A 19450-nucleotide genomic window follows, 5' to 3' on the forward strand; every position below is an offset into this window, starting at 1 on the left:
CGTCCTTGTTGTCCTCGTGTGCCCGTCCCTGTGCCCACAATGCGCCGCCATGGCCACGGCCTCTCGCCAACCGGTATTCCGGTCCGGCGCGGAAGGAGCACCGTTGCCCACGGCTGTCGCGCCGCCTACCCGCGCCTCGCCGTGACACTCCGCCACCGCGCAGGATGGCGTGAGGGCACGTGCACTGCGTCGCCCGATGGCGCCGGGTCACCCTTCTCGTGGACGATAGGACCGGCGTCGTCAACGCCTTCCACCGCAACCAGGGCCAGGCGCTCAGCGTGCTGCGCGCCCTGTCCGGCCCCGGCGACGACGAGGACCCTTTCCTGATCGGTTTCCTCTGGAAGGGCGACAGCCTGATGCGCCTGTACGTGCAGCCTCGCGGCCGCACCGGCATCATCGGCGCCGACATTCGCCTGGCCGGCATGCTCACCGCGCTGATCGCCGCACTCCCCTCCCTCATCGAGGAGGAGGAACGCCACCGGCGGGCCCCGGACGACCCGTACTGCGATCTCCTCGTGGACTTGACCGACTGGTAGGGAACCCACCACTGGGGTGCTCTTCAGGGCCGCCCGCCGCTCGTTCGCCGAATATCCGCGCAGGGGGCTACGGTCACCGCCACGGCTCGGCGTAACGTCGGCCGTACCGCTGTGATCAGGAGGCTGAGACGGATGCTGGTACTTGGGCGTTCGCAGGTCGAGGCGCTGCTCGACCTGGATGCGCTGATCGACGCCATGGCGTCGGCGATGACGGACCTGAGCGCCGGCCGCGCTTCCTCTCCGGAGCGCGTCGCCGCCCTGGTGCCGGAACGGGACGGGTTCCTGGCAGCCATGCCGGGCTTTGTACCGTCGGCCGGGGTGCTCATGAGCAAGCTGGTCTCCGTCTTCCCGCACAACGGGGGCACCCCCGTGCCGACCCACCAGGCACTGATCGCCGTCTTCGATCCGCACACCGGAGAACCGGCAGCGCTGCTGGACGGTACGGCCATCACCGCGGCGCGGACCGCTGCCTGTTCGGCGCTCTCGGCACGCCTGCTGGCCCGCGAGGACGCCTCGGTGCTGGCGGTCCTGGGCACCGGAGCGCAAGCCCGGTCGCATGCCGAGGCGATGTGCCGGGTCCGCCCGATCCGGCACATCCGTGTGGCGGGCCGCGACCAGACGAAGGCGGCCGCCCTGGCCGGCCTTCTGTCGTCCGCGCTCGACATCCCCGTCGAGGCGAGCGACACCTACGCCGAGGCCCTTGACGGCGCGGAGATCGCCGCCGCGACCACCCACTCCGTCGCCCCCGTGATCCGGCGCTCCTGGCTGACTCCGGGCGTGCATGTGACCTCGGTGGGATTCAACCCGGAGGGCAGGGAGATCGACGATGCCACGGTGGCCGAAGCACTGGTATGCGTCGAGTCACGGCAGGCGGCGCTGGCGCCCTTCCCCGCGGGCAGCAACGACCTGCTGAGCCCTCTGGGCGAAGGCGTCATCACCGAAGCGCATGTCCACGCCGAGCTGGGCGAACTCCTCACCGGCAGCAAGCCGGGCCGCTCCTCACCGGACCAGATCACCCTCTACAAGTCCGTCGGAGTGGCAGTGCAGGACGCGGCGGCCGCGGCCCTTGTCGTCGCCGCGGCCCGTCAGCAGTCGGCAGGGACGGACATCCGGCTGGACTGACTTACGCCGCCTGTCCGGTGACTTCCGGCTGGAGTGACCCACGCTGCCTGCCCGGCCGGCGGGTTCGGGGTGAGAATGGTGCGCGGACGCCGCCCCCGGGGAGTGCAGACGCCGGGTGGTGCGAAACGAAGGAGCCGAGATGTCCCAAGGACCCGGAAAGCCGGCCGAGTCGGCTATACCTCACGAGGGTGCGGACAGCTCTCCTCACGGGCGCATCATCTTCCTGAACGGCACATCGAGTTCCGGCAAGTCGAGTATTGCCAAGGAGCTGCTTCTGGCCCTGGACGAGCCGTACCTCCATCTGCCCGTGGACGCCTTCCACGCCATGCGCTCTCGTAACGAACTGTCCCCGGAAGAGTTGCCTGTCGTCCTCCATCGCACATGGCGGGGCTTCCACCGTGCGGTCGCCGGTATGGCTGCGGGCGGCAACAACGTGGTGGTGGACCATGTGCTGAGCGAGCCATGGCGTCTGCTGGACTGCCTCGAAGTGTTGAGGCCCCGGGACGTCGTCCTGGTCGGTGTGCACTGTCCGCTCCAGGAACTGGAGCGTCGTGAGATCCGGCGAGGCGACCGTCCGGTGGGCCTCGCGGCCCGTCAGGGGGAGCAGGTCCATGCTCACGGGCTGTACGACATCGAGTGCGATACCGCCACGGCCGACGCCGAGGAGTGTGCGCGGCGGATCAGGGATTTCCTGCCACGGCGACCGCTCCCCACCGCCTTTGAACAGCTCAGGGCGAAGCTCCGCCCCGAGCTGCCGGCCGCCGGCTGACCCGGACGGGCGCACGGGCGCACGGTCCGCCTCAGCGTCCGTACGTCCGGTGACACAACCGCAGAAGATCCGAACGGACGTGGCCGGACGCCATCCGGCACATCACTCCGGCGTCCATCGTCGGCCGAGGCCGCGGGGCCCGTGGGAGCTCTCGCGGAGCAGGGGCCGGGGCAGGGGCCGTGTGGCGCCGCTGCCGGGGCACCACCCGTACCGGCTCAGGACGTGACCTCGGCGGCGCGGCGTGAGCGGGGCCGGGCAGTGTCCGTCCCACGGCCCGTTGCCGCCGGTTCCCCGGCACCGTATGCCTTGGAGTGGCGTCATCTCGCCTGTGTATCTTCGAGTGCCGTTTCGCCTTCCGCCTCACGGACGCAACATCCACCACCCGCTCATGCGACGGTCCCCGCGTGGGCAGCACCAACGGGGACGGCCGGGCCGGGGCGACCGTGCGTCCGTCCGGTGCCCGACCGGGACCGTGCAACGGGCCGGCCGGAAGGGACACGCAGCTGCTGGTGGCCAGGAGGACGGCAGCAGCTGCGGCGAGGCGAAGGAGTAGAGGGCGCACGCCCTCACGGTGTCGGAGGCCCGGGGCCTGTCCAAACGACGCGCCGGGCGTCCACGCGGACGAAGGACAAAACCGAACTCTCGTGGGTCTCCTGAGCAGACGGGGGAGAGGTGGTGGCGAGAAGCGGCGCTGCCGGTCGCCTCTGCCGGTCCGCCAGGGCTTCACGCTTCCGCGAAGGTGCGCGTCAGCTCCTCGGCCACGATCTGCGCTGCCGGCGCGAACCACCGTCTGCGGTGCCGGACGAGCTGAACGGGCACCGGCTGCGCCTTCGGGCCGTCCACCACCGCCAACTGACCTTCCTGAAGGTGACGTTCGACGGTGACACGGGGCAGAAGCGTCAGACCGAGACCGGCCGCGACACACGACCGGGCGGCATCGATGCTGCCGAACCGGGTGATCCGGGGACGGGCCCCGGGCAGGCCCAGCAGTGTGCGGACGAGCCGGTCGCTGTACGAGCATCCCTCCTCGTGCACGAAGAAGCATTCCCCCGCCAACTCCTCCCAGCCGGCTGCCCGCCCGGCCAGCGGATGACCGGGCGCCGCCATGTACACCAGCGGTTCGTCCGCGATACTGCGGGCCAGCAGATCGCTCTCGCCGACCTCCGGCTCCAGCAGCAGCGCGATGTCCAGCCGGCCGGTGCGCAGTCCGTCCACGGCCGTGGACGTGCCGGCGGCGTGCAGTTGGACATCCAGACGAGGGTGGGTGTGCCGCAAGGAAGCAATCACCGCGGGCAGCCGGGAGGCGCACAGCGAATCACCCGCGCCGACGGCGACCTGGCCCTCGATGCTCGCGCCCGCCATGTCACCCTGCCCGGCCGTGGCCGTGGCCGCGGCTTCGTGACGGCACACGACATCGCCGCCGGCCGGTACCGCCTGCGGTACTTCAGCCCTCGCGCCGAAGTCGCCTTCTGCGGACATGCCACGATCGCCACGGCCGTGGCCCTCGCCTCCCGCTACGGAACCGGCGAGCTGCTGTTCGACACGCCCGCGGGTGAGATCCGGGTAGGCACCGACCTGGTCAACGGGCTGACTCAGGCCACGCTCACCAGCGTGCCGGCGCACTCCCACCCGGCCGAGGACGCCCCCCAGGTCGAGCCGGTGCTGCGGTCTCTGCGCTGGACCAGGGACGATCTGGACGACGACCTCCCTCCGCACGTCGCCTTCGCGGGCAACGACCATCTCGTCCTGGGAGTACGGAGCCGGGCACGACTGGCTGCCCTCGACTACGACTTCGACGCGCTTGGCGACCTCATGCGGCAGCACGGCTGGACGACCGTGCACCTCGTCCACCGCGTGGCCCCCGGCCGCCTCGACTTCCACGCCCGTGACCCCTTCCCGGTCGGCGGAGTCGTGGAAGACCCGGCAACCGGCGCGGCCGCCGCGGCCTTCGGCGGATACCTGCGCCCTGGGGCCGGTCACGGAGCGGCTGCGGGTGCACATCCGGCAGGGCGAGGACATGGGGCGGCCCAGCGACCTCTACGTCGACCTCCACCCCGATGACCCGCAGGTGCGGGTCAGGGGGCAGGCCGTACCGCTCCCCGCTCCGGGCCGGTGAGCCCGAGGACGTGGCGGAGGAGGGTCATCGTCGTCCCCGACGATCTCCCTCAGCTCCGCAGTCGCATACCGCGCGAGCCGGACCACGGCAGGCGACACTGAAGACGGGTTCGTTGTCATTCTCCGCATCATGCTGGCCGCACCAGTCCACGAGCAACGCCGACCCACGCACGGGCCACTGCCAACCCGGTCCGCTGCAGGGCGAGTTGTCGTCTCCCGTGCCCGGCCCGCACGGTCTCGTCGGTCGATAGGGTGCGTGTATGACCGAGCACTGGAGCGCGTCAGACCCAGGAGTCCTACGCTTCCCCTCGGGCGCTCTGGTGCGCGGCCGGGGACTGCGCCACCCCGTTCCCCCGGGACCCACGCCCGCGCCGACCTTCGCGGTCTACCTCCTCGGCAAGCAGCCGCCACCGGCCGAGTGGGAAGTCCGGTGGCTGCGCTGGCCTGATTTCCGGCTTCCCAAGGATCGCCGCCAGGCTCGTCTCGTGTTCAAGGAGGCGCTGACCCGGGCAGCGGACGAACGCGTCGAGGTGGCCTGCGGCGGCGGCCGCGGCCGGACGGGAACAGCACTGGCATGCATGGCCGTTCTCGACGGGGTGCCGCCAGACCGAGCCGTGGCCTACGTCCGTCGGCACTACCACCCTCGCGCCGTGGAAACTCCATGGCAACGACGCTTCGTCCTGCGCTTCGCAGACGACGCGTAGCGGAGGCCCGCGGCGCCGGACGCGTCACCACGGCCCGGCCACGGCCCGGCCACGGCCCGGCCACGGCCCGGCCCCGGCGGGGGCGGCAGCGGCCATCGGCGACGATCTGCCACGCCCCGAATCTCCCCCTGACCTCACCCGAACCTCACAGGCCTCGTGGCTCCTCGACGACACGATGGCGCGGCCCATACACGCTCCCGAGCAGGTGATAGCGCTGCGGGTCGTGCACCTCAATGCCCTCTCCCGCAGCCGTCATGTGGCGGCCCCAGTGGTCCCATCTGTCGTGAGGTGCCATCCACGCAGCGAGAAGAGCGTGCAGGCCATCCGCGCTCACCAGGACGTGCGTGGGCCCTGCCATGGCGGTGGCCGCTTCGCGCAGCGTGACCGCTGTCCGGTCCGCCCAACTCCTGACCGCTTCCGCCGCGCGGGCCTCGGCACGCAGCACGCTGAGGGCATCGGCAGACTCCGGGGCAGCGTCGGGAAGAACGCTGTGCAGCAACCGGTAGCGCATCAGACCCGGTCGTTGAATGCCCGGCACCTCTTGATCGATGCGACCCACCATGGCTGCTCGGTGCTCACGCATGAAGGCGAGATGGGCCTCGTCGCTCGCCCACCGCGCCACACTCAGAAGCAGTCGTCCGTCCAGCCTCCCGAAACAGCTGAGCTGCCGGAATGCCTCGGGCTGAACCCTCGTGCACAACTCGCGCCACTCACCGAGCAACGCTTCCGCCGCTGCCTGTTGCCGCTCCGGTGTGTCCACGATCCATTCGCTGACCAAAATCGTGTCGGCATCGCACCGTGGCATATCGGTCATATCGGGTACTGATCGAGAAAGCATGCGCCGCCTCCCAGGGGTGGAGACCGATCATCCGTCCTCAATCAAAGTTGAGGTCAAGCCGAGGGAGCAGTGTTGCGGAACCGGCGGCGGCAGTCGAACTGACGGCAGCATGCATCATCACCACCGTCGTGCCCCACACAGGGGCGATCGCCCCGGCATACTCCATGACCTGGTTTCTGGTGGCTCACCGGTCCTGTGGACGCGGATCAGCGGACCATGAAGCGGTCGAGTTCGCGCGCCTTCTGACGCAGGGCAACTGCCCATAGGTCCTTGTCCGGAGCCGGAGGAGCCGGCACCTGAACGTCCCTCAGGCCATCGCCCGTGGTGCAGCCGGTCGCCGTCCAGTCCACCTCGATGCCGGCCCTCTCTGCGAGGACCAGCACCGTAGCGACGAACCCTTCGGACAGGGCGATCATGACGGCATGCCCGGTATTGCGGTGCCGCACCAGCAGTGCGTCGACGAACGCTGTGAAGTCGGTGGGGTCGATCTGGCATTCGTCGGCATCCATCGGCCCGATGCCGGACGGCAGAGCCAACTCGGCTTCATGGAGGGCCACTTGGCGCAGGAACAGCCGAGAGACCCCATTGGACGGGTTCCACAGCGTCTGGCTGCCCATGTCGTAGTACTGGCTCACCGGGACGCCTCGCTGCTGGTCACAGGGGCAGCTTAATCGGACGCTCCTGGCTGGTTCTGCGACCGTATATGTTCGCCGGGTTGCTGGTCGGGACGCTGGTGCAGGTGTGCAGGTGCCGCGCCAGGGTCACGGCAGCGTCCCGGAAATTCGGCGGCACAGCGGCCTCACCGCCCGTACGGTGCCTGACATGACCCCCACACCGGCCCTCGGACTCGCCCGTCCCGTACGGGGAGTGAAGGTGCACTCCCGGCAGACGCTCGGCGGCTGTGCGCCGACGTACGGAAGGATCGAGCTCGACTTCGAACCCCTGCCCGCGGCGGAAGCCCCGTCCGTCGAGTTCGCCTGCGCCGTCTCACCCGAACCGGCTCCGGAGTTCGAAGACTTCCTCGCCCAGGGCGTGCTGCGGGAACTGTCCGGCACGGACACCGGGGACCCCGAAGCCCGCCGAGGCGCACCGGCGAACGCCCGGGTCATCGTCCGCGCCATGTCCTGGCACTATGTCGACACCTGTGAGCTGGTGTTCCTCCGCCTCGGAGCCCTGGCAGTGCGAGAAGCGCTGTGCTGTGTGGCAGAGGACCGTGAACCGCAGCTGATCGACACAAGGGTCGGACTGCTCTTCTGAGCCCGGCCTGGCCATGGCCGAACGGCGCATCGTTCGACGCTTCAGCCGCAGCGCGTCTGACCAGGTCGGCGGGGTCTGGCGCTCAGAGTCCGAGATCCGGGCCGAAGACCTCGTAGTGAAGGCGTGAGGCAGGTACGCCGGATGCCAGGAGCTGGGCGCGGACCGTTCATGAACGGTACGGGGCCGCAGAGATGGGCGGTGGTGCCGGCCGGAATGGTGATCTGCGTCAGGTCCATCAGCCCGGTGCGCACGGTCACCGGGTCCGCCGCACCGCCGGCCTGCTGCTCCGCTCGCTCTTCCTCGTTCGGGAGCCCGTCCCCGAACCGCGAGCCCTCTTCGTACCAGAGGTCCGCTGTCGCGTCGGTGAGCTTGCCGGTGAGCCGGTGGAGATCCGTACGGAACGGGTGGGCGGCCGGTGACCGGTCGGCGTGGGCGGCGATGATGCGGCGTCGGGAACCGGTGGCCGCAAGGTGCGAGAGCATGCCGATCATCGGTGTACAGCCGATGCCCGCCGAGGCGAAGAGCAGGGGACCCTCGCCGTCGTCACCGAGCACCACGTCACCGAAGGGCGGGCTCACGTGCAGGGTCTCGCCGCCGTGGACGTGCGCGTGCAGATACCCGGAGACCTCGCCCGCGGGGTCGTCGGAGGGGGCGCCGGACCGCCTGGAGCCCACCGCCCGCTTCACGGAGATCTGCAGCCCGCCGTCCGGCTGTCCGGACAAGCTGTACTGGCGTATCTGCCGTGCGCCATCCGGGAGTTGCACCTGTACGGATACATACTGGCCGGGGCGGGACGGGGGAACGGGCGCGCCATCGGACGGTCGCAGGATGAAGGTCGCGACCTCGCCGGTCTCCTCGATGCGGGCGGCCACGCGGTAGGGCCGCCACACCCCGCCGTCCGGAACCCCCGCATCGGCCAAGAGCCGCTTCTCGGTGGCGATCAGGGCATGAGCCATCAGCCAGTACACCTCGTCCCAGGCCTGTACCACCTCGCCGGTCACCGCATCGCCGATCACCTCGGCGATGGCCGCGAAGAGGTGTTCCCGCACGATCGGGTACTGGTCCGGACGCACCCCGAGAGAGGCGTGTTTGTGTGCGATACGCGTGAGCATGGCATCCGGCCGGTCGTTCGGGTGATCGAGGAGATGACGCGCGAACGCGGCGACGGCGCCGGCGAGAGCCTGCTGCTGCACGCCGTTGGCCTGGTTGCCGCGGTTGAAGAGGTGGCGCAGCAACTCGGGGTGGGCGGTGAAGAGCTTCTCGTAGAAGACCGTCGTGATCTCGCCGAGGGCTTCGCTGACGGCGGGGAGGGTGGCGCGTACGGTCTCGGTGGACTTCGGCGACAGCATCGACAACTCCGGACTCTTGGGGGGAGGGAGAGAGGGGAGGAGAATAAAACTGGTATTTAAAATTCGTATTTTGACGCTCGGGCGGGTGGAGCGGAGCGGGGGAGTGGGTGGGCTGGGCGGAGCGGGGGGGATGGTGGTGTGGGGGTGCGCGGTGTGGCGGGGCGGGTCCGGTGCGCGTGAGGGGTGCGGGGCGGGCGATCGGCGATCGGGGTTCCGTTCGCGCCGTCGTGGTCAGTCCGCGCCGTCGTGGTCAGTCCGTGGGGCGTGGTGTCAGGCTGAGCAGGAGCGGTCCGGTCGGGGTTTCGGTCAGGTCGGCGATCGAGAGCGGGTCGAGCGAGGCGTAGAACGCTTCCTGTGCCGTCCGTAGTGCGATGCGCAGGCGGCAGCCGCCACGCAACGGGCACGGTGGGTCGTCCTCGCAGCCCACGACGTCATCGATCCCCTCCAGCTCGCGTACCAGCCGCCCCAGCGAACCTGTACGTCCCGCGGCTGTCAGCGTCAGGCCTCCGCCCCGTCCGCGCCGTGCCTCCACCGCGCCGAGGTGCTGGAGCTTGCTCACCACCTTGGCGGCATGGGTGTACGGCACTTCGACGGCGCTCGCCACCTCGCGGGTGGTGGGCGCATCGTCCGTATCGCCGAGTACCGCGAGGCGCATGGCGATACGCAGGGCGATGTCGGTGCTCTTGGTGAGTCGCACCTCTGCATTTTATAGAAGTGGCATTTCAGATACCAAAATATCTCAGGGGTCGGTCGGTGAGAGAAGAATGCCGCGTCCCGGCCGGCGGGCGGGCCCGTCGTTCAGTGGTGGCCGGAGGCCTGCTGCTGGAGATAGGCGGCGACATCGGCCACATCGTTGCCGATGGCAAGGACGCCGTTGACGGCGGCGCTGGGGGGCGAGGCGCCGTTCACTCCGGCGAAGAACACGTCGAAGTGGCCCCGGCGCGTCTCCAGGTAGCCGGCCGCCGTCTCCGCGCCCACGGCCAGCCGGTCATTGAGGGCGTCACCGCCGGCCGCGGTGCCGGTCTTGGCGAAGACCTTGCCGCGTGACGGGCAGCCGCGGCAGGAATCCGCCAGGGTACCGTCCACGCCCAGGACCGGTAGCGAGGTGCGGAAGCGCTGCGCCTCGGAGGTGTGCTGCCAGTACGTCAGGATCTGGGCCAGGGCGCGTGGTGTGGTCCGGTCGGCAGGGTTGCCGCCGCGGCCGTCGGCGAGCTGCACCGCCTTGCGTTCGACCTGCGCATGGTCCAGGAAGGTGGCCAGTACGGGGAAGCCGTCCTCGCAGTTGCTGCTTCCCGTACCGGTGGCCATCAGGCAGACCCCGAGGTTCGCCCCGAGATTGTGGCTCACCTTGAGAATGAGTTTGGCGTACTCGGCGTACACGGGTGAGGTGTACCGGGCCACCGTGGGCACGCCCTGGTAGGACTTCGGCAACTGCCGGGCCGGGTTGGGGCCGATGGCCTTTGCGCGGACCTCGACCCCGGCCCGTTTCAGTGCCTCGATCAGCGCGGTCCGGCCAAAGGCATTCGGGTCCTTGATGGCGGACACCCGGAGGACGGGAGCCGAACCGGCGGCGATGGTGCCGGACAGCCGGATCCGGGTGCCGTCGGCGGAACTGCTCACGCTGATGTCGGCCGGTTTGCCCGCCGCGACGGTCCGGACGGCGGACGTGACGTGGTAGGGCGCGACCTTCGGGCGCCAGTCCAGGCCGGCCGGGGCGCCTGCTCTGGCGCCGGGCGAAGTCAGCAGATCGATGACGTTGTCGTTGATGATCAGTGGTGTGGGGGTCGGGACGAGGACGGGATCCGGCCGGAACAGGCGCGCGTCGATGACCACGTCGCCGTCGACCCGGCGAATCCCCGAGTGGCGTACCTGCCGGGCCAGCTGGTCGATGCCGGCCAGCGGATCCTGCGGGGTGAGGGTGGCACCCGGGACAGCGTTGGCGTAGGTGTGGTCGACGGCGGTGAAGGCGACGGTACCGTTCTTGCGCGTCCGGCCACCGAGGGTCAGATCGCCCTGCGCGACCAGGTCCAGGTTGCCCTTGAGCGTCGTGTTGTGGCGCTGCCCGACGGCATGGACCGGTGTGATGAAGCGGTGGTCGCCGCCGAGGGTGTGCCAGGTGCCGCTGACGCTGAAGAGTTTGGCCGTTGACCCGGGGATGAAGAACTCGCCGGCGTTGCGGGACTGCGTCAGTGTGCCGGTCTCCGGGTTCCGCTGGAGCAACCCCCACCGGGCATATCGGTAGTCCGGCTTCCGCATGATCGAGGTGATCCGCGGGTCGAGTGCGTGGGGCGTGGGGGAGGGCGCGACCTGGACGAGACCGGTGATGACGACGCCGACGGCCAGCAGAACGCCCAGGTGTCTGGCGAGGCGCCCGCGAGAGGTCCGAGGGGTGACGGAGGGGGACATGCAGACTCCACCGATGGTGTTGATCTGTCGCTTATCTACCGCTATATCCCCCTGAAGGTACTGCTCACCGCCACCACGGGGCCGCAGACGTCCGCGGGGGTCCCCCGGACGCTCCAGCGCACCGGGTGGTCGAGCCCGTCAGGCCCGTTCTCCTCGACCGGGCCGACCTGGACCATGACGTGGCCCTGCGCGGCGGGCCCGGCATCCCGGGCATGGGCGGCATCCAGACGCGCGACGGCATCCAGACGCGCGACGGCACCCAGAGGCGCGACGGCATCCACGAAGTCAGTTCCCCTCGACGACAACCGGCGCGATGGCCGGCAGATCCAGGTATCTGCGCGTGAGTTACGGGCCGCAGGTCAGGCCGACCGCGATCTGCGTCGGCTGTTGTACGGGGGGTGATACTGGTGGTTCTCGTTAACACCGTTCCCGTCGCCGCCGCCATCTACCGCGACGATATGCACCTCGACCGTGGCCTGTCGCTCGGCGCCGCCCGGATCATCCATGGCCTGCAGCCCTGGCTCACTGATGAGTACCAACACGACGGCCTACGCACCAGCAACGGGGCCGTTTTGGAACGTCTTCCCGCGCTGGTGAACGAGCACCCGTGAAGCTCATCCCGCTCGCACCCACCGCGTCTGCTCCGCCCAACCGAGCAACCCTGTTTGAGGGTGTCCAGATCATTCCCTGAGGAGCCCTGAGGAGCCCTGAGGAGCCCTGAGGAGCCCTGAGCGCGAATGGGTGCGATCGGCAGGGCCCGGAAGGATCGGCGGGATCGGCGGGGTGGCTCCCGTCTCACGCCCGGCGGACGAGGAGTTCGGTGTTGCGGTCCGCCGCGGTGCCCGCCATTTTTTCGTGGACGCCGTCGGTCAGGCCGGCGGCGAGCCCGGGAGCGTTGTAGGACAGCTCGCGGTAGAGCGAGGCGAGGCCGACCGAGGAGAGGTCGTCGAAGTCCGTGCGGTGCGGGGCGGCGGATTCGATGAGGGTGGTGAACAGGGACAGTGTCCCGTCGTGGTTGTCCACGAGCTCGATGAGCCGTGCGTGCTGTGGATAGTCCACGTGCGAGGCGGTGTTGACCTCCCAGAAGGAGCGTGCGGCCGTCGGGTGGGCGTGCGGCGTGATGTGGTTGATGTGGCTGTGACCGTTGATCCATGCCACCACGTTCGGGAACCGGCTCAGCAAGGCGATGACCTCTTCGCCGTCGTGCCGCTTCTCCTCCGAGCGGGCCGCGTCGGGGCGCCGGGTCATGCTCGGGCTGTGGTGATGGCTGAACACCAGGATGTGCGCATCATCGGCACCGGTGTTGCGCACCAGCCGTCCGTCCTCGTCGTAATGGCGGGAGCTGTGAGCGGCCAAGGTCCGTTCCAGCCACCGTAGTTGCTCGGTTCCCAGGGACCCTTCGTAGTGGCCGCTGCAGTAGGTGGTGTCGATGCTGATGCCGATGACACCCTCGGCGATGGTGAAGGAGTAGTACATCCCGTCACCGTCCAGGTGGTTGTCGGTGTAGCCGTGCCCGACCGGCCCCGCTCCGGCGAAGGCCGGTTTCAGATGTGCCCGCAGGTACTCGTGAGGTGTGAACATCCGGCGGTGCTCGTCGGCGGTCACGGCGCGTGCACGGGACGCGTTACGGCGGAGGATGTCCTTGAGCACGCTGCTCTTGGGGTCATCGCCGCTGTCCAGCACCTTGCGGAAGGCGGCCACATCGGCATCCGGTACGGAGAACAGCTTGCGCGTCCCGGTGACGTACTCCGCCAGCACGGGGTCCTGCGGGGCCAGACAACCGCCCGGCAGATCGTCGTGGTTGCCGGGCGTGGAGTACCAGGGAAGCCGCAGGCCGGGGCTGACGACCGGGCGCATCGCGGCTTCGAGGTAGCCGGGGATCGGTGGCAGGCCGCGTCTCTTGTCCTGGTCGCGCAGGCCGTCGTCCGGATGCCAGTACAGCGCGAGGCCGGAATTCTGTACCCCCTCGTACGACGTCGGGTCACCGGTGTTGGGGGTGATGCGGCCACCGCTCATGAGGGTCAGGAACCACTCCAGTTCCACCATGGAGTGGTTGTCGATGTTGTCACCCGTGGACATGACGAAGGCCGGCGGCCGTCCGGTGTGCGGTCCCCTGCGGATCGCGTTGGCCTGCTCCACCAGCGACACCGCACCGGCCACCGACAGAGCCTCCTGCGCCCGCCACGATCCCGGCGATCCGACGCGCAGGTACTCGGTGCGCAAGGGGCTCTGGACGTCGGCCACATGGAGGTCGGTGAACTGGACGAAGCATGCCAGGGCGGTCCGCCGGTCCTGGCGTCCGGCCGCGGCGGAGGTGAGCTCACCCCGGACGACCAGGGGCCATCCGGGACCGGAGGTGATCCGGCGGTAGCTGCCGCTGCCGACGAGGCGGGCCGTGGTGTCGAGGGTGGTGGTCCCGAACGGGGCCGCTCGTCGCCCACCGGGGCGGGCCGGCGGCGTACGGGTGAGGGACTGTGCGTGTGCGGTGCCCGGGGCCCCGCTGCTGCTGCGCCGGCTCGGTAGTGCCCATGCGGCACCGGCTCCGGCGACGGCGGCACCGGAGCTGAGGAGGAAGCGACGACGGTTGGTGGGGGTGTGGGTTTCAATACCGGCCATGAGGCCCTCCGTGCCGTGGCCGGTGTACCTGACCACGGCGGTGTCACCAAGCGGAATGTCTCATTCCAGATCCTGGGCGGCGAGCGTGACCGGAACTTGAACGGGCCCGGAACTGGGCACACCCATTGCCCATCGGTAGGGTCCGCCCCCTCGAGGGCGCCCCGGTAGCGTCCCGGTGGCGCCCGGATGACGCGCGGTGGGCCGCGGCGACCGCCCATGGAGGAAGAGGTGACGCCGTCCTGTCAAGGAGGGCTGACGGCTGAGGCCACTCGTCGTCGCCGACACGCAACGAACGACCGGGAGAACCCTGACCCCGCCGGATGACCGGCGGCCCGGTCCGAAGCTACGCGTTACGCGTCCCGATCGGCTTCCCGGGCTGCCTCCTCCAGCCGGCTTCGACGGTTCTCCCACCACCGAGGTCGGCCGCACATGGTGGGAGTTCCTGCCTGCCCTGATCACGGCCGGAGTGGGCATCGGCTGCGTATTCGGCCCGATGGTCACGGTCGCGATGTACCGAGTGGAGCCGACGATGGCCGGGGCGGCCTCCGGGGTGCTGAACGCGCTCCGTCAGATCGGCACCGTGATCGGCAGCGCCGCAGTCGGTGCGGTACTGCAGAACCGCCTGGCCGCCTCGCTACGGGGCGAAGCGGCAAAGCGGGCGTCGGACCTCCCTGCCGGTGTCCGGAACCCATTCCTGGAGGGCCTTCGCCACGCCGCGGAGAGCGGTCAGGAGGCCGGCGTCGGGCAGAGCGGCGCGATGGTCCACCTGCCGCAGGGCACGCCGTCGGGCCTGGCCCACCGCGTGCAGATGGCGGCCTCCACGCTGGAACACGGGGTCGTGCACGCGATGCGGCCGACCCTGGCACTGCCCATCATCGTGATCGCGGTCGGCGCCCTCGCGTGCTTCCTGGTACGACGCCGGCAGGTCGCCGGCCCGCACCCCGCTACGAAGTCGGCCGACCTCAGCGCCTCGTCCTGACCACGGCTGGGCCCGGGGAGAGTCATTGCCAGGGGCGTGTGCCGTCTCAGGGGTTGCGGCCCTCCAGGCTGATCAGCAAAGTGCGCAGCGTGCCGTTGAGCTCGCGCTGTTGCTCGGGTGTGAACGCGGAGAGCATGGTGCGTTCGGCCTCGGTCTTGGTGGCGAAGACCTGCAGCGCGCGGTTGAGGCCGCCCTCGGTGAGCGTGACGAGAACGCTGCGGCGGTCGGCGGGGTCGAGCTCTCTGCTGACCCACCCTTTGGCCTCGAGCCGTGAGACGCGGTTGGTGACGGCTCCGGTGGTGAGCTGCATCTGTTCCAGCAGGTCCTTGGCGCTGAGGCGGCGGTGTGGTGCCCTGCGCAGACAGGCCAGCAGTTCCAGCTCCCACAACTCGATGCCGTGTCGCGCCAGTTCGCGCTTGAGCTTGATCTCCATGTGGTGAGCCACCCTCCGTAGGCGGTACACCAGCGCCTTGGATTCCAAGTCGGCCAGGCCGTGCGCACTGGAGATGATGTCGATCATGCCGTCGACGCGGTCGCGGGGCGAGCTTTCGGTCACGCGTCGGATCCTATCAGCGCGTTGACGAAAAGGCGAACGTTAATTATCTTCATGTTAAGGGAATCGCGTGCGCCTTTCGCGTACCGCGCTTCGAAAGGGGAGAAATCATGGCGCCCACCAGGCGTGAAAAGCTCGGCCAAGTCGTCACCGTCGCCGGTATGGCGGCGGCTCTGCCGTCGGTCTGGCAGACCGTCACCCACATCACGGATGAGACCTATCGGGCGCCCGAGGCGCGGGACGGCGCGGGGCATGTGCAGTACCACATGGCCCGCGAGGCCCTGATCACTGCGGGCGGCCTGGCGGCCATCGGGATCGGCGTGCTCGCCGGGCCACGGCGCGGACGGCCGTTGTGGGCCGCGATGGCGGCCGCCGGTGCCGGATTTGCGGCGGCGATGTGGTCCGGAGGCCCCACGACAGGTGTCTGGGCACCCAATGAGAAAGCGCTCGCGGTGCATATCGCCTCCACCACCGGTCTCGCCGCGGGGATCTGGCTGCTTCGTCCCGGGCGGGGGAATCGATGAGCGTCGAGGTGACGGTGGCGGGAGGCGGGCCGGTCGGTCTGCTGACCGCGGCTCTGCTGGACGCCGCCGGGGTGACGGTGGAGGTGCTGGAGCGCAGGGCCGGACAGAGCGAGCCCGCCAAGGCCACCACGATGCACCCCCGGACCCTGGAGGTCCTTGCCCTGCTGCGCACCGAAGACGGCCGGCGGCTCTCCGACGTACTGGTCTCGCTGGGGCGCCCCGTACCGAAAACGCACTTCGCCGCACTTCCCGACCTGCTCGACTACGCGCAGCTCGATACGCCCTACCCCTTTGTGCTGATGGTCCCGCAGACGACCACCGAGCGAGTGCTGGCGGCCCACCTTCGCCGGCGCGGCGTAGCCGTGCAGTACGGCCATGACGTCACCGGGTTCACCCAGGATGCCGACGGGGTCGAGGTGACCGTCAACGGCGGTGTGCGCAGCACCGGTTATCTGGTGGGCGCCGACGGCGCGCACAGTCTCGTACGACGGCACGCAGGCATCGACTTCCCGGGGACCCCGCCCTCCATGGTGGGCTTCGTCGCCGATGTCACGCTGACCGACCCTCCGGACGGGGTGGTGCACTACTGGGACCACCGGCACGGTCAGCTCAGTTTCCTCCCCCTCCCCGACGGTACGTACGGCCTCTCCGACGGTACGTACCGCGTGTTCGGCACCGAAGCCGCGGACACCCAACTGACCTCCGACCAGGTGCGCGCACGCCAGGCGCGGTCCCTGACCCTCGACGAACTGCGCGCCATCCTGCGACGGATGACCGGCAGCGACCACGGACTGCGTGACGCGCTGTGGCTGTCCACGGCCAACGACACGACCCGGCGCGCCGTGACGTACCGCGCGAACCGCGTCTTTCTGGCCGGCGACGCGGCACATGTCCATCTGCCCGCAGGCGGCCAGGGACTGAACGTCGGCCTGCAGGACGCCGTGAACCTGACGTGGAAACTGGCCGCCGAGATCCACGGCTGGGCTCCGCCCGTGATCACGAGTGGAGCGGCCGGCTACGAAAGTGAGCGCGCCTCGGTCGCCGCCGGGCTGGCCGGCAACACCCTGGCTCAGGCAGCCCTGATGACCACCTTCACCCCGGCGGGTGCCGCGCTGCGCGACCTGATGAGCGCGCTGATCGCCAAGGGCGGCGACACCGCGGACGACCTGACCGCCTGGTTGTCCGGACTCGGCCTGTCCTACGCTCCTCCGGTCCCGGGACACCCCTTGGACGGTTGCCGCGCCCCCGACCTCGCGCTGTCGGACGGCACCCTGCACCGCCGGCTGGCGGTCGACCGGTTCCTGCTGGCCGACTTCACGCCGGACGCCGTCTTCGCGTCGCTTCGCTCGGCGCGGGTCGAGGTGGCCCGGGCCCTGCCGTGGTCGGGGCTGTCCGCCGCGCTGATCCGCCCGGACGGCTATATCGCCCGCGCCTGGACCAGCCCCGATGTCGATGAAGTGGCCGCGGCGCTCAGCTCCTGGACGACGCCTTTGACGACCAGGAGCCGTGAGCCGTGAGCCCCTGAGTCATGAGCCCGAAAGCGGCCGCTGAGGTATGGCCCCGCCGGCCACCCGTCGGTAACTTGTGGGTGCCCCGCCGGCGGTGTGCCTGCCGCGGGGCTGCTCGCCGGGCGGACCCGACGGGCACCCGACGAAGCAGGCGGATGACGTGAAGCCTCGTTTACGCTCGGCGTGCGGTGCCGTGGCGCTGTGCCTCGCCCTCGTCCTCACGGGCAGCTCTGTCTCCGGCGCGGCCGCTGCCCCTGTCGGGCCGGACGCTTCTGCCGCCGGTGCGTCGGCCGTGCGGACATCCGCCGGTGCGTCGGCCGTTCACGCACCCAGCGCCGCATGGACGGCGCCGCTGTCCACCAGTGGCCGCTATATCGTCGATGCCGACGGCAAACGGTTCCGGTTGAAGTCGGGCAACTGGGACGGCGCGCAGGGCTCGTGGAACGGTTCGGGCGACATCAACGACGCCGCCGCACACCACAGCGGTCAGAACTCCCACGGCATACCGCTCGGCCTCGACCGTGTGGACATCGCCTCGCTGCTGCACGACTTCCGCGCCCTGGGCCTCAACAGCATCCGGCTGCCGTTCTCCAACGAGATGATCCACTCCGACGCCCCGGTGCCGGATGCCGCGGTCGCCGCCAACCCGCAGCTACGTGGCAGAACACCGCTGCAGATCTTTGACGCCGTGGTCGCAGCCCTGACCGCGGACGGTTTCGCCGTCATCCTCAACAACCACACGAACACCACCCGATGGTGCTGCGGGCTCGACGGAAACGAGCGGTGGAACAGCCGCCAGAGCACTCGTCAATGGGCCGACGACTGGGTCTTCCTGGCCCGCCGGTACCAGAACAACAGCCGTGTCGTGGGAGCGGACCTCTACAACGAAGTGCGCCGTGACCTCTGGGACGACCCCAACTGGGGCCTGGGCGACAACCACGACTGGCAGGCCGCCGCCCAGGAGGCGGCGGACCGGATCCAGACCGAGGCCAACCCCCGGCTTCTGCTCATCATCGAAGGCATCAACTGGACCGGGGTGCCGGTGGACGGTCTGCCGCACGGCCGCCCCGCCCTCACCCCGGTCCGTATGCTCTCGCACACCCTCGTCCGCTCCGGGAAGCTCGTCTACTCGGCCCACTTCTACGGCTACACCGGCCCGCACCACAGCGGCGCCACCGGCGTGGGGGAGACCAGCGACCCCCGCTACCAGGACCTGCCCCGCGACCAGTTGCGCGCCGTACTGCACGATCAGGCGTTCTTCGTCTCCGCCGAGTCCGGACAGCACTTCACCGCGCCCCTGTGGGTCAGTGAATTCGGCATGGGTTCCGGCGAGTCGAACCCCGTGCCCCGAGCCTGGTTCGCCAACCTGACGGACTATCTCGCCGCCAACGACACGGACTTCGCCTACTGGCCGCTCGTCGGCTGGAGCACCGACGCGCAGGGCCGCCCTGCCGGGGACAGCTGGGCCATGCTGCGTTACGACCGCGACGGGCACCGCAGCGGAATCCTGGACGGCAACGACTGGCGTACAACGGCGTGGAACCGGCTGCTGACGGCACCGCAACGGACCGGCCCTGTGCCACCGGCGCCGGCCTGGCACCAACTCACCGTCGACCACCGTGATTTCGTCCAGTCCCTGAGCACCCGGACCCTGGGCGACTGGGACGGCGGAGCCCGCAAGGCGGCCTGCCCCGACGGAGAACGGCTGATCGGGATCAGCCATACCCAAGGCCGCGGCCTGTGCACCGACGCCCCCTCGGCCCGGGATCTGCGTACCCCCGGCAGCACCCCCGAGGTCGTACGTGACGAGCGGTACGTCCCTGCCGGTGGTGACTGGGCCTCCGGCTACCGCAAACTGCAGTGCCCCACAGATCACTTCCTCACCGGATACAGCGTGCGCGGGCAGACGGTCTCCGCCGCGCTGTGCATGCCCGCCCGCATCTCCCTGGGCACCGCAGGGCAAACCCTGTGGTTCGACCGTGGTGACCACCGCCCGCCCGGTGACCCCGGCGGCGACTTCGCCTACGGCCACTACAAAGGCCAGTGCCCCTCCGACGCCTACGCGGCAGGTATCGCCTTCACCAACCGCCCCGGCCACCGGGGCAGTCCCGATGCCCTGCTCTGCCGGCCGCTTTCCTGACCACCGGGAGACCCCGCCCCGACGACCGTGGCGG

At 69.9% G+C, this 19450-nt stretch carries 18 protein-coding genes and 2 pseudogenes; 11 read left to right on the forward strand and 9 right to left on the reverse strand.

Annotation, left to right across the window (positions count from 1 at the left end; translation table 11 throughout):
• Positions 1 to 218 precede the first annotated feature (218 nt).
• The 3 genes from ACGFR7_RS02940 to ACGFR7_RS02950 all read left to right on the forward strand — a co-directional run bounded on the left by ACGFR7_RS02940 (position 219) and on the right by ACGFR7_RS02950 (position 2427).
• The gene (locus ACGFR7_RS02940; protein WP_393312256.1) at positions 219 to 536 is read left to right on the forward strand and encodes a hypothetical protein; all 318 of its coding nucleotides are present in this window, start codon (positions 219 to 221) and stop codon (positions 534 to 536) included.
• Positions 537 to 668: 132 nt separating this feature from the next.
• Positions 669 to 1658, forward strand: coding sequence for an ornithine cyclodeaminase family protein (locus ACGFR7_RS02945; RefSeq protein ID WP_393312258.1), 990 nt, complete (start codon positions 669 to 671; stop codon positions 1656 to 1658).
• Positions 1659 to 1797: 139 nt separating this feature from the next.
• The gene (locus ACGFR7_RS02950) at positions 1798 to 2427 is read left to right on the forward strand and encodes a chloramphenicol phosphotransferase CPT family protein (RefSeq protein WP_393312260.1); all 630 of its coding nucleotides are present in this window, start codon (positions 1798 to 1800) and stop codon (positions 2425 to 2427) included.
• A 723-nt stretch (positions 2428 to 3150) separates the two neighbouring features.
• Here the strand turns inward: ACGFR7_RS02950 and ACGFR7_RS02955 are convergent.
• Positions 3151 to 3789 (reverse strand): LysR family transcriptional regulator substrate-binding protein, encoded by a 639-nt coding sequence (locus ACGFR7_RS02955; protein WP_393312262.1) that lies wholly within the window; start codon positions 3787 to 3789, stop codon positions 3151 to 3153.
• Here ACGFR7_RS02955 and ACGFR7_RS02960 point away from each other — a divergent pair.
• Both ACGFR7_RS02960 and ACGFR7_RS02965 read left to right on the forward strand, forming a co-directional pair.
• Positions 3763 to 4543, forward strand: a pseudogene (locus ACGFR7_RS02960) (PhzF family phenazine biosynthesis protein). The gene ACGFR7_RS02955 and the pseudogene ACGFR7_RS02960 overlap by 27 nt on opposite strands.
• Before the next feature lie 259 nt (positions 4544 to 4802).
• Positions 4803 to 5246, forward strand: a complete 444-nt coding sequence (locus ACGFR7_RS02965; RefSeq protein WP_393312264.1) for a protein phosphatase — start codon at positions 4803 to 4805, stop codon at positions 5244 to 5246.
• A gap of 145 nt (positions 5247 to 5391) precedes the next feature.
• Here ACGFR7_RS02965 and ACGFR7_RS02970 read toward each other — a convergent pair whose 3' ends face one another.
• Complete coding sequence (locus tag ACGFR7_RS02970) at positions 5392 to 6060, reverse strand: antibiotic biosynthesis monooxygenase (RefSeq protein ID WP_393312266.1); 669 nt, start codon at positions 6058 to 6060, stop codon at positions 5392 to 5394.
• 230 nt (positions 6061 to 6290) lie between these two features.
• Entirely contained in the window at positions 6291 to 6719 is a 429-nt protein-coding gene (locus ACGFR7_RS02975) for a DUF6086 family protein (protein ID WP_393312268.1), read from the reverse strand.
• A gap of 187 nt (positions 6720 to 6906) precedes the next feature.
• Between ACGFR7_RS02975 and ACGFR7_RS02980 the strand changes: the two genes are divergently transcribed.
• Positions 6907 to 7341: a hypothetical protein gene (locus ACGFR7_RS02980; RefSeq protein WP_393312270.1), complete on the forward strand. Its 435-nt coding sequence runs from the start codon at positions 6907 to 6909 to the stop codon at positions 7339 to 7341.
• Between the two features lie 82 nt (positions 7342 to 7423).
• Here ACGFR7_RS02980 and ACGFR7_RS02985 read toward each other — a convergent pair.
• The 4 genes and pseudogenes from ACGFR7_RS02985 to ACGFR7_RS03000 all read right to left on the reverse strand — a co-directional run bounded on the left by ACGFR7_RS02985 (position 7424) and on the right by ACGFR7_RS03000 (position 11377).
• Positions 7424 to 8690 (reverse strand): annotated as a pseudogene (locus ACGFR7_RS02985) (globin domain-containing protein).
• A 250-nt stretch (positions 8691 to 8940) separates the two neighbouring features.
• Positions 8941 to 9387, reverse strand: a complete 447-nt coding sequence (locus ACGFR7_RS02990; RefSeq protein ID WP_393312272.1) for an RrF2 family transcriptional regulator — start codon at positions 9385 to 9387, stop codon at positions 8941 to 8943.
• Positions 9388 to 9488: 101 nt separating this feature from the next.
• On the reverse strand, positions 9489 to 11096 hold the full coding sequence (dacB, locus tag ACGFR7_RS02995; protein ID WP_393312274.1) for a D-alanyl-D-alanine carboxypeptidase/D-alanyl-D-alanine-endopeptidase: 1608 nt from the start codon (positions 11094 to 11096) through the stop codon (positions 9489 to 9491).
• Positions 11097 to 11137: 41 nt separating this feature from the next.
• Entirely contained in the window at positions 11138 to 11377 is a 240-nt protein-coding gene (locus ACGFR7_RS03000; protein ID WP_393312276.1) for a hypothetical protein, read from the reverse strand.
• Between the two features lie 126 nt (positions 11378 to 11503).
• Here ACGFR7_RS03000 and ACGFR7_RS03005 point away from each other — a divergent pair, with 126 nt between their 5' ends.
• Positions 11504 to 11707 carry a hypothetical protein gene (locus ACGFR7_RS03005; protein ID WP_393312278.1) on the forward strand — a complete coding sequence of 68 codons (204 nt, stop codon included), beginning with the start codon at positions 11504 to 11506 and terminating at the stop codon, positions 11705 to 11707.
• Positions 11708 to 11891: 184 nt separating this feature from the next.
• Here ACGFR7_RS03005 and ACGFR7_RS03010 read toward each other — a convergent pair whose 3' ends face one another.
• Entirely contained in the window at positions 11892 to 13712 is a 1821-nt protein-coding gene (locus tag ACGFR7_RS03010) for a TIGR03767 family metallophosphoesterase (RefSeq protein ID WP_393312280.1), read from the reverse strand.
• A gap of 466 nt (positions 13713 to 14178) precedes the next feature.
• Between ACGFR7_RS03010 and ACGFR7_RS03015 the strand changes: the two genes are divergently transcribed.
• Positions 14179 to 14691 carry a hypothetical protein gene (locus tag ACGFR7_RS03015; protein WP_393312282.1) on the forward strand — a complete coding sequence of 171 codons (513 nt, stop codon included), beginning with the start codon at positions 14179 to 14181 and terminating at the stop codon, positions 14689 to 14691.
• A gap of 46 nt (positions 14692 to 14737) precedes the next feature.
• On the opposite strand, the gene ACGFR7_RS03020 is transcribed toward ACGFR7_RS03015, so the two are convergent.
• On the reverse strand, positions 14738 to 15247 hold the full coding sequence (locus tag ACGFR7_RS03020; RefSeq protein WP_393312284.1) for a MarR family winged helix-turn-helix transcriptional regulator: 510 nt from the start codon (positions 15245 to 15247) through the stop codon (positions 14738 to 14740).
• Between the two features lie 107 nt (positions 15248 to 15354).
• Between ACGFR7_RS03020 and ACGFR7_RS03025 the strand changes: the two genes are divergently transcribed.
• The 3 genes from ACGFR7_RS03025 (at position 15355) to ACGFR7_RS03035 (ending at position 19416) form a co-directional block, all read left to right on the forward strand.
• On the forward strand, positions 15355 to 15768 hold the full coding sequence (locus ACGFR7_RS03025) for a hypothetical protein (protein WP_393312286.1): 414 nt from the start codon (positions 15355 to 15357) through the stop codon (positions 15766 to 15768).
• Entirely contained in the window at positions 15765 to 17285 is a 1521-nt protein-coding gene (locus tag ACGFR7_RS03030) for an FAD-dependent monooxygenase (RefSeq protein WP_393312288.1), read from the forward strand. The genes ACGFR7_RS03025 and ACGFR7_RS03030 overlap by 4 nt, the downstream gene beginning before the upstream one ends.
• A 151-nt stretch (positions 17286 to 17436) precedes the next feature.
• The gene (locus ACGFR7_RS03035; protein ID WP_393312290.1) at positions 17437 to 19416 is read left to right on the forward strand and encodes a glycoside hydrolase family 5 protein; all 1980 of its coding nucleotides are present in this window, start codon (positions 17437 to 17439) and stop codon (positions 19414 to 19416) included.
• Positions 19417 to 19450: the final 34 nt, after the last annotated feature.

It is taken from the genome of Streptomyces sp. NPDC048516, assembly GCF_043199875.1.
Classification (GTDB): Bacteria; Actinomycetota; Actinomycetes; order Streptomycetales; family Streptomycetaceae; genus Streptomyces.

Excerpts from the sequence above, each read along its gene's own strand:
- ACGFR7_RS02945 (WP_393312258.1), top strand. The coding sequence starts at position 669 with ATGCTGGTACTTGGGCGTTCGCAGGTCGAGGCGCTGCTCGACCTGGAT.
- ACGFR7_RS02950 (WP_393312260.1), top strand. The coding sequence starts at position 1,798 with ATGTCCCAAGGACCCGGAAAGCCGGCCGAGTCGGCTATACCTCACGAG.
- ACGFR7_RS02955 (WP_393312262.1), bottom strand. The coding sequence starts at position 3,789 with ATGGCGGGCGCGAGCATCGAGGGCCAGGTCGCCGTCGGCGCGGGTGAT.
- ACGFR7_RS02965 (WP_393312264.1), top strand. The coding sequence starts at position 4,803 with ATGACCGAGCACTGGAGCGCGTCAGACCCAGGAGTCCTACGCTTCCCC.
- ACGFR7_RS02970 (WP_393312266.1), bottom strand. The coding sequence starts at position 6,060 with ATGACCGATATGCCACGGTGCGATGCCGACACGATTTTGGTCAGCGAA.
- ACGFR7_RS02980 (WP_393312270.1), top strand. The coding sequence starts at position 6,907 with ATGACCCCCACACCGGCCCTCGGACTCGCCCGTCCCGTACGGGGAGTG.
- dacB (WP_393312274.1), bottom strand. The coding sequence starts at position 11,096 with ATGTCCCCCTCCGTCACCCCTCGGACCTCTCGCGGGCGCCTCGCCAGA.
- ACGFR7_RS03010 (WP_393312280.1), bottom strand. The coding sequence starts at position 13,712 with ATGGCCGGTATTGAAACCCACACCCCCACCAACCGTCGTCGCTTCCTC.
- ACGFR7_RS03025 (WP_393312286.1), top strand. The coding sequence starts at position 15,355 with ATGGCGCCCACCAGGCGTGAAAAGCTCGGCCAAGTCGTCACCGTCGCC.
- ACGFR7_RS03030 (WP_393312288.1), top strand. The coding sequence starts at position 15,765 with ATGAGCGTCGAGGTGACGGTGGCGGGAGGCGGGCCGGTCGGTCTGCTG.